Below are 14,726 nucleotides of genomic sequence, written 5' to 3'. Positions count from 1 at the left end.
GCCGCATGGAGTTTTTAAGTGTTCGGTAAGCGTAGCGGAACAGACGCCGACGCCCGGGCCCCGAAGCCCGGTGCCGTGTCGCCAGAGCCTGCCCAGGCTTCGGCGCCCGCCATGTCGCGCGTGCCGCCGCCGCCGGCAATCTCCTCGCCGCCGCTCGCCCCGGCGAAGCCTGCGCCGACCATGGAAGCCCGCCGCTCGGACAATTATTACGAGGTCAAGGCGACCATCTTCGGCGCGCTGATCGAGGCCATCGACCTCGCCCAGCTTGCCAAGCTCGATTCGGAGTCCGCGCGCGAGGAAATCCGGGACATCGTCAACGAGATCATCGCGATCAAGAACATCGTGATGTCGATCGCCGAGCAGGAAGAGCTGCTCGACGACATCTGCAACGACGTCCTCGGCTACGGTCCGCTGGAGCCGCTGTTGTCGCGCGACGACATCGCCGACATTATGGTCAACGGCGCCGACACCGTCTACATCGAGGTCGCCGGCAAGATCCAACGCACCGGTATCCGCTTCCGCGACAATCAGCAGCTCCTCAACATCTGCCAGCGTATCGTCAGCCAGGTCGGCCGGCGCGTCGACGAATCCTCGCCGATCTGCGACGCCCGCCTGGCCGACGGCTCCCGCGTCAACGCCATCGTGCCCCCGCTGTCAATCGACGGCCCCACGCTCACGATCCGCAAGTTCAAGAAGGACAAGCTGACGCTCGATCAGCTCGTCAAGTTCGGCGCAATCTCGCCGGAAGGCGCGGAAATCCTCCAGATCATCGGCCGCGTCCGCTGCAACGTGCTGATCTCCGGCGGTACCGGCTCGGGCAAGACCACGTTGCTCAACTGCCTGACCAACTACATCGAGCACGACGAGCGCGTCATCACCTGCGAGGACGCCGCCGAACTCCAGCTCCAGCAGCCGCACGTGGTGCGACTGGAAACCCGCCCGCCCAACATCGAGGGCGAGGGCCAGGTCACCATGCGCGAGCTGGTGCGCAACTGCCTGCGTATGCGTCCCGAGCGCATCATCGTCGGCGAAGTCCGCGGACCCGAGGCGTTCGACCTGCTCCAGGCCATGAACACCGGCCATGACGGCTCGATGGGCACGCTGCACGCCAACAATCCGCGCGAGGCGCTATCGCGCTGCGAATCCATGATCACGATGGGCGGCTTCTCCCTGCCTTCACGCACCATCCGCGAGATGATCTGCGCCTCGATCGACGTCATCGTCCAGGCCGCGCGCCTGCGCGACGGTTCACGCCGCATCACCCACATCACCGAAGTGATGGGCATGGAAGGCGACACCATCATCACCCAGGACGTGTTCCTCTACGACATGGTCGGCGAGGACGCCAACGGCAAGATCATCGGCCGGCACCGGTCGACCGGAATCGGCCGCCCGAAATTCTGGGAACGCGCCCGCTATTACGGCGAAGAGAAGCGCCTTGCCGCGGCGCTCGACGCGGCGGAAGTGGCGCCCACGACGTGAGCAGGTCAACGCAGCCATGAACATGCAAGTCCTTGCCCTCGCCTTCCTTGCCACCGCCACCGTCGGCGGCCTCGCCTGGGTCTTCCTTTATCCAATGCTGTCCGGGGAACGGAAGGCCGAGAGCCGCCGCGCCTCGATCTCGCGGGCCGAGGCGCCCACGGCCCGCGCCGCCGAGAAGACGCAGCGCTCGCGCCGCGAGCAGGTCGAAACCTCGCTCAAGGATCTCGAGGCGCGGCGCCAGCAGGAGAAGAGCGTACCGCTCAGTGTCCGCCTGTCGCAGGCCGGCCTCGATTGGGCGCCGCAGAAATTCTGGATCGTGTCCGCCGTCGTGGCGGGCGTGCTGTTCGCAGTCGCCTTGTTCATCGGCGGCGGCCTGCTCGGTGCCGCCGGCTTCGCGTTTGCCGGCGGCCTCGGTCTGCCCCGCTGGGCGCTCGGCTTCCTGAAGAAGCGCCGTGAAAACAAGTTCCTGGCCGCCTTGCCCGATGCCGTCGACGTCATCGTCCGCGGCATCAAGGCGGGCCTGCCGCTGTTCGAATCGATCAAGGTGGTCGCCGCCGACGCGCCAGAGCCGCTGCGCTCCGAGTTTCTGTCCATCATCGAGACGCAGGCGATCGGCATGCCGCTCGGCGAGGCCTGCACGCGGCTCTACGATCGCATGCCGCTGCCCGAGGCCAATTTCTTCGGCATCGTCATCTCCATCCAGCAGAAATCGGGCGGCAACCTCTCCGAAGCGCTCGGCAACCTTTCCAAGGTGCTGCGCGACCGCAAGAAGATGAAAGAGAAGATCCAGGCGATGTCGATGGAAGCCAAGGCCTCGGCCGGCATCATCGGCTCGCTGCCGCCGATCGTGATGTTCCTCGTCTACCTCACAACGCCAGGATACATCTCGATGCTTTGGACTCATCCCACCGGCCAGCTCATGCTGGTCGGCTGTGTTGTCTGGATGTCGATCGGCATCATGGTGATGAAGAAGATGATCAATTTCGACTTCTGATGGTGTCTTATGGTAGAGTTCCTCGTTGCGAAACTTCACGACGTCCACTTCATGACGATGCTGCTGGCGGCCATTGCCGCCAGCGCCACCGTCTATACGCTGGTGATGCCGCTGTTCGCCGGCGAGGGCCTTTCCAAGCGCATGAAGGCGGTGGCGAACGAACGTGAGCGCATCCGGCAGCGCGAGCGCGAGCGCCTCCACAAGAGTGAAAAAGTCTCGCTGCGCCAGACGCCGAAGCAGCTCGTCTCGAAGGTCGTCGATGACTTCAACCTGACCAAATGGCTCGCGCAGGAAGCTGCGCGGGACAAGCTCATCATGGCCGGCTATCGAGGCCAGGCGCCCTACATCACCTTCCTGTTTGCCCGCCTGGTTGCCCCGATCGTGCTGTTCGTCGGTTCGGTCGTCTACGTGTTCCTGATCGCGCATATGCAGCAGTCCATGCCGATCAAGATCGGCATCTGCGTCGGTGCGGCCTATCTCGGACTCCAGGCGCCGATGCTGTTCCTCAGGAACGCGATCTCCAAGCGCCAACTCTCGATCAAGCGCGCCTTTCCCGATGCGCTCGACCTGCTCCTGATCTGCATCGAATCCGGCATGTCGGTCGAGATGGCGTTCCGGAAGGTCGCGGTCGAAATCGTGGGCCAGTCGATCGCGCTATCGGAGGAGTTCACCCTGACCACGGCCGAGCTGTCGTATTTGCAGGATCGCAAGGTCGCCTACGAGAACCTCGCGCGGCGCACCGGGCTCGAGGGCGTCAAGTCGGTATGTCTCGCGCTCCAGCAGGCGGAGCGTTACGGCACCCCGCTCGGCCAATCCTTGCGGGTGATGGCGCAGGAAAACCGCGACATGCGCATGAACGAAGCCGAGAAAAAGGCCGCGGCACTGCCGCCGAAGCTGACGGTACCGATGATCCTGTTCTTCCTGCCGGTGCTGTTCGTCGTCATCCTTGGACCGACTGGCATCAAGGTCACCGAGATGCAATGACCTTAGACGTGGACCGCGTACGGTCCGAGGATGCCTTCAAGATTGGAAGATCAAGATCGGAAGATCACGTCTGATCAGTCGGGCAGGCCGAGCGAGGCGACCGGCGTCCGCTTCGGCGCACCACGCCGGACGTCGCTGCGGGTCAACATTTCCTTGAGATAGGCGACATTGGCCGTAGCCTGGTCCGGCGGCAGGTCCGCCTTCACAATAGTCTCGGCTTCGGCGAAGCGGCCCTGGAGACCGACGACAAGACCGAGATTCTGCCGCACCCGCGCGCTTGCGTGCGGCGAGGCATAGGCTTGGCGCAGCGCGTCTTCGGCCTTCGGCAGATCTCTCGACAACATGTAGGACAGGCCGAGATTGGAGAGCACGCCGGGATCGCCAGGCGCGATCTTGAGCGCACTCGCATAGTAGGAGCGCGCTTCCTCGTGACGCCCCATCTGATCGAGCGCGGTACCCTGCACCGAGAGCAGGCGCCAATCCGGGTTATCGGGCGAATGCGCCTTCGACAGCACGTCGAAGGCTTGCTGGAAATTGCCGTTGTCGGAGAGCGCGCGGCCGTATTGGGCCATCAGCGCCTTGTTGCCGGGATTGGCGATGGTCGCCTGCTCGAGCACGGCGGCAGCCTGGGCGCGCTGGCCGTTGGCGCGCAGGGCCTGGCCGTAGGCGAGCGCCGCGTCGGCGTCCTTGGGATTGGCACGATAGCGCTCGCCATAGACTTCAGCAGCGCGCGCGGGATCGGTGGGAGCGGCTTCCGCCCGCGGCCCGACCGAGCCCGTGACGTCGGAGAGTTTCGACATCGCCGTGCAGCCGCCGAGACCCATGGCCACCGCTGCGACCAGCGAGGTGGACGCAAGAAGCCGGGCAAGACTTAACCGTTCACGACTGAACCGTTGACGCATGACGCTTTGACTCTCGAGCCGATTGATCGAGCCGAACGCGCCAGCAATAGACTGTTAACCCTAACGGCCGGTTAATGCTCCCGGCCCGGGCCCGTCACTGCGGCGCCTGCGGCGGCACCTCGCCGCCGAGACCCGCATCGAGGCCGAGCGCCTTCGCCTGCTCGTTCAGGTCCCGCAGCAATTGCAGTCGTTGCCGCGTCTCGATCGCGACATCGATGCCCGGACGCACGACCCTCGGCAATTCGCGTCGAAGATCGTCACGATTGACCAGACGCCTCGCGCGGAGCTCGTCGAGCTGAACGTCGTCGATGCCGAGCACATTTGCAGATTGCTCGATCAGTCGGCGCAGTAGTGACGTCACCGCGGCCTCGACATCATGCTTGCGTGCGGATCTCGAGAACTTGCTTTCCAGATCGGCCCAGACATGAGAGGTCACGAGATAGACGTGGAGCAAATTGGCCCAATCCACCTCGTCGTCGGCATAGAAGGCGCGGCGCAGCAGGAGCCGGCGCGCGAATGCTGCGACCTGATTCCGTTTCAGCGTGGTGCATGCGTCGATCTCGATGCCCGATTGGACGGCCGGATCTCGGGAAAAATCCCGTCCGGCCGGCAGTCTGACGACGCCGTGCGGCAGGTTGGAATCGAGCGGCCTGAAGACACCATCCTTGCGCGGACGTGAGTAGCGGGCGATCGCGAAGCGATACTCTGTGCGGCCGCCATGGGACATCGGGTCGGACATCGGGCCGAAATGGATGACGTTGAAGCCGGCATCGTCACCGGCCTGCCCGGTCGATGACGGACAGGACAGGACGTAGATCGTGCGCCAGAATGCTTCAGCGCTCTCGCTCGACGTGGCGCGCGGATCGGGAATCGAATAACGCGTCAGCCCTTCGACATGCCGGTGTCCGTGCAGGACCAGATCGACATTGAGCGATGTCGCCGCTTCGAGGAAGGTCGCGGGCGCGGCGAGATACATCAGCGGCTCGTCGGGCACGCCGAGAAACCGCTTTCCTTCTCCGGTCGCCTGCGGCAGTGGATGATGGTGCAGCGCCAGCACGCGCACGAGGTTTTCCACCGGCTCGGCATAATCGGCGCGGCCGCCCGACCCGAGGCTGCCCGCGAGCTTGACGCTCAGCCGCGCGGAATCCGAAACCATGGCGCTATAGGCGCTCTGGTCGACGTTGCCGCTCACGAGCGTCGTGAGGCTCGCGCGGTTGGAATCCAGCAGCACCAGATCGAGGCCGGCCTGACGGTAGTAGACGCTCTTCGAGGTCCGCGGCAAATGCAGGTAATCATAAACATCGTGGCGACCTGCACGCTGGCTCGGTCGCTTGACGTCGTGATTGCCGGCAATTGCCTGGATGTCGGTGAACAGCCCGGTCTGCCGGAAGGACGCAATGACGGCGATCGCTTCGTCGAGCGCAGGCGGCGCCGGGTCGTCCACGATATCGCCGGTGATCAGCAGGATGCGATCGGGAACATCCGCGAAGTCCGCCATCCTCTCGCGAATTGCGGCATTGAGCGTCTCGATGGTCGCAAGCAGTCGACCAGACCCGTCCAGATGCAGGTCGGAAATCTGTACGATGACGAACGATCTATCCATTTTGCGTCGCTTATTTGCGAATGCCGCGCCGCGCAAACGATGAGAGAAATGCCTTCGACGATCAGGTTCAGTCCGGTATCAATCAGCCCGGGCCATGATGAGCCGGGTAAGAATTGACCCCATCCCCTGTTGTTGCACTCCGTGCAGAACCGTACGACACAATCTAAAATATTGGGCAATAATGCCACAACCGCAGCGCTAGTAAAGCCCTGCGGCCGCTCGCGTGGATCGTGTCCTCGGCATGAGACGGGGCTCGCCCGATGATGGTTTCGCTCACCCGATCAATATTCGATAGCGAGCCTCTTGCGAATTTCATCAATGCGCTTGTCCAATGCATCGAACCGCGCGTGAACGGAGCGGTCGTGGAGATAGAAGACGTAACCGCCGGCAAGGAACGCGAATATCCAATGATGATGCTCGACATAGCCAAAAATCGCCTCGACCGCCTGCCCGATGAAGGTGACCACGCTCCACACAAATTCCATTGCATTTCCTCCCGGCCGGCTTTGTCGTCGGCCGCCGGAGATCTGCACACCTGACGGCCGTTGCCGGAACCTAGCATGGCCCCTTTGCTGCGAGTAGCGGACCGCCGAACGGTGGCAGCAAAGCTGATTGCGGCGGCGGCAAAACTCTGCGAAATCTCGTCCGTTCGTATGACCCGCTCGATCTGACGATCCGGACCCGCCAATGCCTTCTGTCTTCGAGACGTCGCCTACCGCCATCCCGATCACCTTCGTCACCAAGTCGAGCTGGGATCAGGTCGCCGAGGGGCTACCGGCGGCGCAACGCCAGTTCGCCACCGCGAGCGCCTTCACCGCAAAGCCGGGCGGCTATCTCGCGCTGCCCGCGCCCGATGGCGCGATCGCGCAAGTGCTGTTCGGGCTCGAGGACGAGGGTGCAAAATCGCGCGACCTGTTCCGACCGGGCGCCCTGCCCGGCCTCCTGCCGCCGGGCATCTATCGCTTCGCCAATGCACCGCAGGATGCACGGCTCGCCGCACTCGCCTTCGCGCTCGGCAGCTACCGCTTCGCCCGGTACCGCAAGGCCGATCGCCCCGAGGTCAGCCTCGTTCCCCCCGACGGCGTCGACGCGACCGACATCAATCGCATGGCGGACGCCGCAATGCTGGCGCGCGACCTCATCAACACGCCGGCCAACGACATGGGGCCGGAGGAGCTGGCCGCAGCCGCGCAGGATCTCGCCGCCGAATTCGGCGCAAGCTTTGCCTGCACCATCGGTGACGACTTAAAGACGAATTTTCCACTGATCCACGCCGTCGGCATGGCATCTAGCCGCGCGCCGCGGCTGATCGACATTGGCTGGGGCGACCCGGCTCATCCCAAGGTGACGCTGGTCGGCAAGGGCGTCTGCTTTGACACCGGCGGGCTCGACTTGAAGCCTCCGAGCGGCATGCTGATCATGAAGAAGGACATGGGCGGCGCCGCCAACGTGCTGGCGCTGGCGCGCATGGTGATGGATGCGAAGCTGAAGGTGCGACTGCGCGTGCTGATTCCGGCCGTGGAGAACGCGGTCGCGGGCAATGCCTTCCGCCCGCTCGACATCTTCACCTCGCGCAAGGGCATCACGGTCGAGATCGGCAATACGGACGCAGAGGGGCGGCTGGTGCTCGCCGACGCGCTGGCGCTTGCGGACGAGGAAAAGCCGGACCTGCTGATCGATCTCGGCACGTTGACGGGAGCGGCACGCGTCGCGCTGGGGCCGGATTTACCGCCCTTTTACACCAATGATGAGACGCTTGCCGCTGACGTCGCACGATGCGCGGCGAGGGAGAACGATCCGTTGTGGCGCATGCCACTGTGGCCGCCTTACGATGCGTGGCTGGATTCCAAGACCGCCACTATCACCAACGCACCATCAGGCGGCTTTGCCGGCTCGATCATTTGCGCGCTGTTCCTGCAACGCTTCGTCGAGCATGCCAGGAGCTGGCTGCATGTCGACATCTACGGCTGGACGCCGTCGGCGAAGCCCGCACGCCCCGAGGGCGGCGAGTGCCAGGCCGCGCGCGCGATCTACACATTGCTGAGCGAGCGCTATGCGTGATCCAGAACACGATCTAAGCCACGATCCAAGTCACGATCCAAGATACGATCCAAGGCTGACACCGTCGCGCGGCGACATCGCCGCGAAATACCTCGAAAGCAAGGTGCAGGCGGATCGTTTCGTCACGGGCGAGGAATTCGAGATCATCGCGGCGATCGCGCCCGTGCGCGAGCAGCCGTCGTCGAACGCGATGCTAATGACACAAGCGTTGCGCGGCGAGGGCGTCACGGTTTACGACCGCAACGGCGAAGGCTGGGCATGGGGTCAACTTTCAGGTGACGGCTATGTCGGCTGGCTGCCGGACGCAGCACTCATGAAGCCCGCGGCCGCGCCGACCCATATGGTCAGTGCTTTACGAACCTTTGCCTTCCCCGGTCCCTCGATCAAGCTGCCGCCAGCAGACACGCTGGTGATGGGATCGAAGATCGCGGTTGCACGCGAGGACGGCAGCTTCGCCGTGACACGCGACGGACACTATCTGCCGAAGGCCCATCTCGCCCCGCTTGGTCATTGCGAGCCGGATTTCGTCGCAGTCGCCGAGCGTTTCGTCGGCACGCCCTATCTCTGGGGTGGCAAGAGCAGCCTTGGCGTCGATTGCTCCGGCCTGGTCCAGATGTCGCTGACATCGGCGGGCATCGGCTGCCCGCGCGACAGCGACATGCAGCAGGCCGGGCTCGGCCGCGCGCTGGAGCCCCATGAGCAAAGCAGCTTGCTGCGCGGCGATCTCATTTTCTGGAAAGGTCATGTCGCCATCGTCCGCGATGGCAGCACCATGGTTCACGCCAATGCGCATCACATGGCAACGGTGATCGAGCCGATCGAGCCGGCAATCGCAAGGATCAAGCAAGCCGGCAGCGAGGTCGCCGCGATCAAGCGGCTCTGACGGAGGCTACGTCGCCGCGGACCCGTTCTCCGCCGTCTCCAGCCGGAACGCCGCCGCAAACAGCGCGCGCGTGTAACCCGTCTTCGGGTTCTTGAAGAGCTCGGCGGCCTGGCCTTCCTCGACCACCTTGCCGCCACGCATCACGATCAGATGGCTGGCGAGCGAGGCGACGACGCGCAGATCGTGCGAGATGAACATGTAAGTGAGATCGCGCCGGCGCTGCAATTCACGCAGCAGATCGACCATCTGCGCCTGAATCAGCATGTCGAGCGCACTGGTCGGCTCGTCCAGGACGACGAAATCCGGCTCCAGCACCACCGCCCGCGCGATGCTGATGCGCTGGCGCTGGCCGCCGGAGAATTCATGCGGATAACGGTGGCGAGTATCCGGTTTCAGTCCGACGTCCTCGAGCGCCTTGACGACACGCTCCTCCCGCTCGCCTCGCGAGAGCTGCGGCTGATGCACGGTGAGGCCTTCGGCGACGATGTCGGCGACCGACATGCGCGGGCTGAGCGAGCCGAACGGATCCTGGAACACGATCTGCATGTCGCGCCGGAACGGCCGCATCTCCTTGAAGCGCAGGCCCTGGATATCTTTTCCCAGGAACACAATGCGTCCGTTCGAGGAGATCAGCCGCAGCAATGCGAGCCCCAGCGTGGTCTTGCCCGAGCCGGACTCGCCGACAACGCCGAGCGTCTCGCCCTTGCGCACGGCGATGCTGACGCCGTCGACCGCCTTGATGTGGCCGACCGTCTTGCGCATCAGCCCCCGCTTGATCGGGAACCAGACCTTCAGGTCGTGGGCTGACATCACCACCGGGGCATCCGGCTGCGGCGGCGCCGGATCCGGCTTCGGCTCCGCGGCGAGCAGGTCGCGCGTATAGGGATGCTTCGGGGTCTTGAAGACCTGCTCGACCGGCCCCTGCTCGACGATCTCGCCCCCCTTCATGACGCAGACCTGGTCGGCGATGCGGCGCACGATGCCGAGATCGTGGGTGATGAAGAGCAAGCTCATGCCGAGCCGGCCGCGGATCTCTGCGAGCAGCGTCAGGATCTGCGCCTGCACGGTAACGTCGAGCGCCGTGGTCGGCTCGTCCGCGATCAGGAGGTCCGGCTCGTTGGCGAGCGCCATCGCGATCATCACGCGCTGGCGCTGGCCGCCGGAGAGCTGGTGCGGATAGCTCTTCAGCCGCGTTTCAGGCTCGGGAATGCCGACCTGCGTGAGCAATTCCAGCGTCCGCCTGCGCGCCTCGGCATTGCTGGTCGGATTGTGCAGCTGAATGATCTCGCCGATCTGCGCCTCGATCGTATGCAGCGGGTTGAGCGAGGTCATCGGCTCCTGGAAGATGATCGAGATGTCGCTGCCGCGAATCTCCCGCATCTCCTGCTCCGACCGGTCGATCAGTTCCTGGCCCTTGAAGTGGATGCTGCCCGAGGGATGCGAGGCATTTGGATAGGGCAAGAGCTTGAGAATCGAGAGCGCGCTGACCGACTTGCCGGAGCCGGACTCGCCGACCAGCGCCAGGCACTCGCCGCGCTTGATCTGGAACGAGACCTTGTCGACCGCGAGCGTGGTGGCGCCCCCCTGGTGGAAGGCCACCGAGAGGTCGCGCACGCTGAGCAAAGGCTGGTTGATCGCGTCCATTGGCTTACCTGAACGTCTTGCGCGGATCGAATGCGTCGCGCACGGCCTCGCCGATGAAGATCAAAAGCGACAGCATGATCGCGACCGAGAAGAAGCCGGAAAAACCGAGCCACGGCGCCTGCACGTTGGACTTGCCCTGCGACAGCAACTCGCCGAGCGACGGCGAGCCGGGCGGCAGTCCGAACCCCAGGAAATCGAGCGCCGTCAGCGTCATCACCGAACTCGACACGATGAACGGCAGGAACGTCATCGTCGCGACCATCGCGTTCGGCAACAGATGCCGGAACATGATGACCTTGTTCGACACGCCGAGCGCCCGCGCCGCCTGGATATACTCGAAATTGCGCCCGCGCAGGAATTCCGCGCGCACGAGTCCGACCAGCGACACCCAGGAAAATAACAACAGGATGCCGAGAAGCACGAAGAAGCCGGGCACCAGCACCGACGACAAGATCAGCAGCAGATAGAGCGAAGGGATCGCAGTCCATATCTCGATGAAACGCTGGAACAACAGGTCGATCCAGCCGCCGAAATAGCCCTGCACCGCGCCGGCCGCGATGCCGACGATGGAGGAGACGATGGTCAGGCAGAGGCCGAACAGCACTGAGATGCGGAAGCCGTAGATCAGCCGCGCCACCACGTCGCGGCCCTGATCGTCGGTGCCGAGCCAGTTGTATTCGAGATCGCGGCAGCTCTTGAGGCCTTTCTTCTCGACGACGGGCTTGCACTGCGCTTCCGTCAACATCCAGGTCGGCCGCGACGGCGCCGGCGTCGGCAGATCGAGATTGTGGGTGTCGTAGGAATAGCGGATCAGCGGCCAGACGATGCTGCCGCCCTTGTCCCTGATCAGCTTCTGCAAATAGGGATCGCGATAGTCGGCCGCGGTTTCGAAGTCGCCGCCGAAAGTGGTTTCCGAATAGGTGACGACGGACGGCCAATAAAGGTGGCCGTCATATTTGATCAGGAACGGCCGATCATTGGCGATCAGCTCGGCGAACAGCGACACCACAAATAGGATCAGGAAGATCCAGAACGACCAATAGCCGCGCCGGTTCGCCTTGAAATTCTGCCAGCGGCGCCTGTTGAGCGGCGACGGCACGAACGGTTTGCGCGTGATCGGCACGGCACTGCCGAGCGGTGACTTCGCAGTGGTTTCGATCGGCGTGGTGGGGGCGGCCAGCGTCATCAGACCTCCCGCGCCTCGAAATCGATTCGCGGATCGATCCACATATAGGTCAGGTCAGAGATCAGGTTGATCACGAGGCCGACGAGCGAAAAGATGAAGAGCGTGCCGAACACCACGGGGTAATCGCGGTTGAGAACGCTCTCGAAACTGAGCAGTCCCAGTCCGTCCAGCGAGAAGATGGTCTCGATCAGAAGCGAGCCCGAGAAGAAGGCGTGAATGAAGGTCGAGGGAAAGCCGGCGATGACGATCAGCATCGCGTTGCGAAAGACGTGACCGTAAAGCACCCGATTCTCGCTGCAGCCCTTCGCGCGCGCGGTCATCACGTATTGTTTGCGGATCTCGTCCAGAAACGAGTTCTTGGTCAGGAACGTCATGGTGGTGAACGCACCGAGCCCCATAGCGATCAGCGGCAGCGTCAAATGCCAGAAGTAATCGATGATCTTCCAATACCACGGAAACTGCGACCAGCCGTCTGACGTCAGTCCGCGCAGCGGGAACCAGTTGAAGAACGAACCGCCGGCAAACAGGATGATCAGGAGGATCGCGAATAGAAAGCCGGGAATCGCGTAGCCAAGTACGAGCACGCTCGACGTCCAGGTGTCGAAGCGCGTCCCGTCCCTGACCGCCTTACGGATGCCGAGCGGAATCGAGATCAGGTAGGTCAGCAGCGTCAGCCAGATGCCGAGCGAGATCGAGACCGGCAACTTCTCCTTGACGAGCTGCAGGACGCTGACGTCGCGAAAATAGCTCTTGCCGAAATCGAAGCGGGCGAAATTCCAGACCATCAGCGCGAAGCGCTCCGGCGCCGGCTTGTCGAAGCCGAACTGCACTTCCAGCTTCTTGATGAAATCGGGATCGAGGCCTTGCGCGCCGCGATACTTCGAGTTGATGGCGTCGCCGCCGGCCCCCAACTGCCCCGGGGCGCGCTGCGCAAAGTCGCCGCCGCCCGAAATGCGCGAGGTCCCGCCGGTGTCCGCGCCCGAGAGCTGCGCGATCACGCGCTCGACCGGGCCGCCCGGCGCGAACTGCACGACGATGAAGGAGACGAAGAGGATCCCGAGCAAGGTCGGGATCATCAGCAGGATGCGGCGGGCGATGTAGGCGCTCATGGCTGCTTCGCCTGCTCGAGCCTGGCGGCCTTGCCGCCATCGTACCACCAGATGTCGGGAGCGCCGACGCCGTTGGCATAACGCGGCGGCTTCTGCGGATGACCGAATTGGTCCCAATAAGCAAGCCGGTGCGTCTTGTTGAACCAGTGCGGCACCCAATAACGGCCGGCGCGGAACAGGCGATCGAAGGCGCGGCAGGCGACGGTCAATTCCTCGCGGCTGTCGGCCGCCATGATCTTCTCGATCATGGCATCGATGGCCGGATTGGCGACGCCCGCAAGATTGTACGAGCCCTTCGTTGCCGCGACCTGCGACGAGAAGAACGAGCGCATGGCGTCGCCCGGCGTTGCCGACATGCTGAAGCGCTGGGTCGTCATATCGAAGTCGAAATCTTCCTGGCGTACCTTGTATTGCACGGCGTCGACGAGGCGCACGCTCGCTTCGATGCCAAGCGTCGCGAGATTCTTGATGTAGGGCCCATGGTGCGGCTGGAACGAAGGCTCGTCCAACAGAAATTCGATCCTGAAGATCTCGCCGTTCGGCAGCATCCTCTTGCCGTCCTTGATCGGCAGGCCGGCCTCGCTCAGCAATCGCTGCGCCCTGCGCAACAGGCTGCGATCCTGCCCGGAGCCGTCGGAGACGGGCGGCGTGAACGGTGCGGCGAACACCTCGTCCGGAACCTGGCCGCGAAACGGCTCCAGCAGCTTCAGCTCTTCCGGCGGCGGAGGCCCATCGCTCGCCATGAGGTCCGAGTTCTGAAATGGCGATACCGTGCGGGCATAAGCACCGTACATGATGGTCTTGTTGGTCCACTCGAAGTCGAAGGCGTCGATCAGTGCCTCACGCACGCGAGGATCCCTGAATTTTTCGCGCCGCGTGTTGATGAACCATCCTTGCGCGCCGGACGGCGTGTCGTCGGGCACGACCTCCATCTTGACGCGACCCTCCTTGACCGCGGGGAAGTCATAGCGGGTCGCCCAGATACGAGCGGTGAACTCTTCGCGGTAGAGATAGTTCTTGCCGGTGAAACCTTCAAAAGCGACATCGCGGTCGCGGTAGAATTCGTAGCGCACGACGTCGAAATTGTAGCTGCCACGACAGGGGGGCAGGTCGGCAGCCCACCAATCCTTGACGCGTTCGTATTCGATGTAGCGGTTGACCTCGAACTTGCCGACCTTGTACGGGCCCGAGCCCAACGGGATATCGAGCGATGTTTCGTCGAAAGCGCGAGAGGCATAATATGCTTTCGAGAAGATCGGCAGACTCGCCACATAGAGCGGCACGTCACGCGCGCGTCCCTTGGCAAAGGTGACGACCAGCGTCGCATCGTCAACGGCTTCCGCGCTGACCATGTCGCGCATCTGCACGATGATCAGCGGATGCCCCTTGGCCTTCAGCGACGTCAGCGAAAACGCCGCGTCGTGAGCGGTAAGCTTGGTGCCGTCATGGAATTTCGCCTCTGGCCGCATGGTGAAGCGATAGACCAGCCTGTCTGCCGATATATTTACAGACCTGGCGGCAAGCCCGTACATCCCGTCCGGTTCGTCATTGGCTCGCACCATCAGCGGCGCAAAAGTCATGTCCATGCCCTGCGCGCCATCGCCTTTGAGGATGAAGGCATTGAGCGAGTTGAAGGTCTGGTAGGACTGGTTGTACGCGCGCACCGACGGGATAAGCGAGAAGGTGCCGCCCTTCGGCGCGTCGACATTGACGTAGTCGAAGTGATGGAAGTCGGCGGGATATTTGAGGTCGCCGAAGGCCGACATGCCGTGGGCCTCTGCAGGCATCTCGGACGCTGTCGCGCCCCGGAGCCAGGCGGCGCTGAACGCGCCACCGGCACCCAAGGCCAGCACATGCCGGCGTGAAAGCTGCGCCATG

At 63.6% G+C, this 14,726-nt stretch carries 12 protein-coding genes; 5 read left to right on the top strand and 7 right to left on the bottom strand.

From position 1 onward, the window contains the following. Window positions 1-18: 18 nt before the first annotated feature. From AC0L23_RS03470 to AC0L23_RS03460, 3 genes are read left to right on the top strand one after another with little or no spacing between them, the layout of a single operon-like run. Window positions 19-1,482: a CpaF family protein gene (locus tag AC0L23_RS03470; RefSeq protein WP_026232793.1), complete on the top strand. Its 1,464-nt coding sequence runs from the start codon at window positions 19-21 to the stop codon at window positions 1,480-1,482. A 16-nt stretch (window positions 1,483-1,498) separates the two neighbouring features. Then, window positions 1,499-2,476 carry a type II secretion system F family protein gene (locus AC0L23_RS03465; protein ID WP_026232794.1) on the top strand — a complete coding sequence of 326 codons (978 nt, stop codon included), beginning with the start codon at window positions 1,499-1,501 and terminating at the stop codon, window positions 2,474-2,476. Between the two features lie 9 nt (window positions 2,477-2,485). After that, window positions 2,486-3,460: a type II secretion system F family protein gene (locus AC0L23_RS03460; protein WP_018454686.1), complete on the top strand. Its 975-nt coding sequence runs from the start codon at window positions 2,486-2,488 to the stop codon at window positions 3,458-3,460. A gap of 74 nt (window positions 3,461-3,534) precedes the next feature. Here AC0L23_RS03460 and AC0L23_RS03455 read toward each other — a convergent pair whose 3' ends face one another. From AC0L23_RS03455 to AC0L23_RS03445, 3 genes are all read right to left on the bottom strand, one after another. Further along, on the bottom strand, window positions 3,535-4,362 hold the full coding sequence (locus AC0L23_RS03455) for a tetratricopeptide repeat protein (RefSeq protein WP_026232795.1): 828 nt from the start codon (window positions 4,360-4,362) through the stop codon (window positions 3,535-3,537). 94 nt (window positions 4,363-4,456) lie between these two features. Then, on the bottom strand, window positions 4,457-5,965 hold the full coding sequence (locus tag AC0L23_RS03450; protein WP_085361622.1) for a metallophosphoesterase family protein: 1,509 nt from the start codon (window positions 5,963-5,965) through the stop codon (window positions 4,457-4,459). 281 nt (window positions 5,966-6,246) lie between these two features. Beyond that, window positions 6,247-6,450, bottom strand: a complete 204-nt coding sequence (locus AC0L23_RS03445; protein WP_018454690.1) for a hypothetical protein — start codon at window positions 6,448-6,450, stop codon at window positions 6,247-6,249. Between the two features lie 202 nt (window positions 6,451-6,652). Here AC0L23_RS03445 and AC0L23_RS03440 point away from each other — a divergent pair, with 202 nt between their 5' ends. Together AC0L23_RS03440 and AC0L23_RS03435 are read left to right on the top strand one after the other, a co-directional pair. Next, window positions 6,653-8,026 carry a leucyl aminopeptidase family protein gene (locus AC0L23_RS03440; protein ID WP_085361623.1) on the top strand — a complete coding sequence of 458 codons (1,374 nt, stop codon included), beginning with the start codon at window positions 6,653-6,655 and terminating at the stop codon, window positions 8,024-8,026. After that, window positions 8,019-8,909 carry a C40 family peptidase gene (locus AC0L23_RS03435; RefSeq protein WP_085361624.1) on the top strand — a complete coding sequence of 297 codons (891 nt, stop codon included), beginning with the start codon at window positions 8,019-8,021 and terminating at the stop codon, window positions 8,907-8,909. The genes AC0L23_RS03440 and AC0L23_RS03435 overlap by 8 nt, the downstream gene beginning before the upstream one ends. A 6-nt stretch (window positions 8,910-8,915) precedes the next feature. On the opposite strand, the gene AC0L23_RS03430 is transcribed toward AC0L23_RS03435, so the two are convergent. From AC0L23_RS03430 to AC0L23_RS03415, 4 genes are read right to left on the bottom strand one after another with little or no spacing between them, the layout of a single operon-like run. Beyond that, entirely contained in the window at window positions 8,916-10,553 is a 1,638-nt protein-coding gene (locus AC0L23_RS03430) for an ABC transporter ATP-binding protein (protein ID WP_085351726.1), read from the bottom strand. Window positions 10,554-10,557: 4 nt separating this feature from the next. Continuing rightward, complete coding sequence (locus tag AC0L23_RS03425; RefSeq protein WP_018454694.1) at window positions 10,558-11,739, bottom strand: ABC transporter permease; 1,182 nt, start codon at window positions 11,737-11,739, stop codon at window positions 10,558-10,560. Beyond that, the gene (locus tag AC0L23_RS03420; RefSeq protein WP_018454695.1) at window positions 11,739-12,848 is read right to left on the bottom strand and encodes a microcin C ABC transporter permease YejB; all 1,110 of its coding nucleotides are present in this window, start codon (window positions 12,846-12,848) and stop codon (window positions 11,739-11,741) included. Before AC0L23_RS03420 ends, AC0L23_RS03425 begins: the two co-directional genes overlap by 1 nt. Continuing rightward, window positions 12,845-14,725 carry an extracellular solute-binding protein gene (locus AC0L23_RS03415; protein WP_085361625.1) on the bottom strand — a complete coding sequence of 627 codons (1,881 nt, stop codon included), beginning with the start codon at window positions 14,723-14,725 and terminating at the stop codon, window positions 12,845-12,847. The genes AC0L23_RS03420 and AC0L23_RS03415 overlap by 4 nt, the downstream gene beginning before the upstream one ends. Window position 14,726: the final 1 nt, after the last annotated feature.

Source organism: Bradyrhizobium sp. MI1.4, assembly GCF_055811315.1.
This window is presented reverse-complemented; position numbering and strand designations above follow the sequence as displayed.

Excerpts from the sequence above, each read along its gene's own strand:
- AC0L23_RS03465 (WP_026232794.1), top strand. The coding sequence starts at position 1,499 with ATGAACATGCAAGTCCTTGCCCTCGCCTTCCTTGCCACCGCCACCGTC.
- AC0L23_RS03460 (WP_018454686.1), top strand. The coding sequence starts at position 2,486 with ATGGTAGAGTTCCTCGTTGCGAAACTTCACGACGTCCACTTCATGACG.
- AC0L23_RS03455 (WP_026232795.1), bottom strand. The coding sequence starts at position 4,362 with ATGCGTCAACGGTTCAGTCGTGAACGGTTAAGTCTTGCCCGGCTTCTT.
- AC0L23_RS03450 (WP_085361622.1), bottom strand. The coding sequence starts at position 5,965 with ATGGATAGATCGTTCGTCATCGTACAGATTTCCGACCTGCATCTGGAC.
- AC0L23_RS03445 (WP_018454690.1), bottom strand. The coding sequence starts at position 6,450 with ATGGAATTTGTGTGGAGCGTGGTCACCTTCATCGGGCAGGCGGTCGAG.
- AC0L23_RS03440 (WP_085361623.1), top strand. The coding sequence starts at position 6,653 with ATGCCTTCTGTCTTCGAGACGTCGCCTACCGCCATCCCGATCACCTTC.
- AC0L23_RS03435 (WP_085361624.1), top strand. The coding sequence starts at position 8,019 with ATGCGTGATCCAGAACACGATCTAAGCCACGATCCAAGTCACGATCCA.
- AC0L23_RS03430 (WP_085351726.1), bottom strand. The coding sequence starts at position 10,553 with ATGGACGCGATCAACCAGCCTTTGCTCAGCGTGCGCGACCTCTCGGTG.
- AC0L23_RS03425 (WP_018454694.1), bottom strand. The coding sequence starts at position 11,739 with ATGACGCTGGCCGCCCCCACCACGCCGATCGAAACCACTGCGAAGTCA.
- AC0L23_RS03420 (WP_018454695.1), bottom strand. The coding sequence starts at position 12,848 with ATGAGCGCCTACATCGCCCGCCGCATCCTGCTGATGATCCCGACCTTG.
- AC0L23_RS03415 (WP_085361625.1), bottom strand. The coding sequence starts at position 14,725 with ATGGCGCAGCTTTCACGCCGGCATGTGCTGGCCTTGGGTGCCGGTGGC.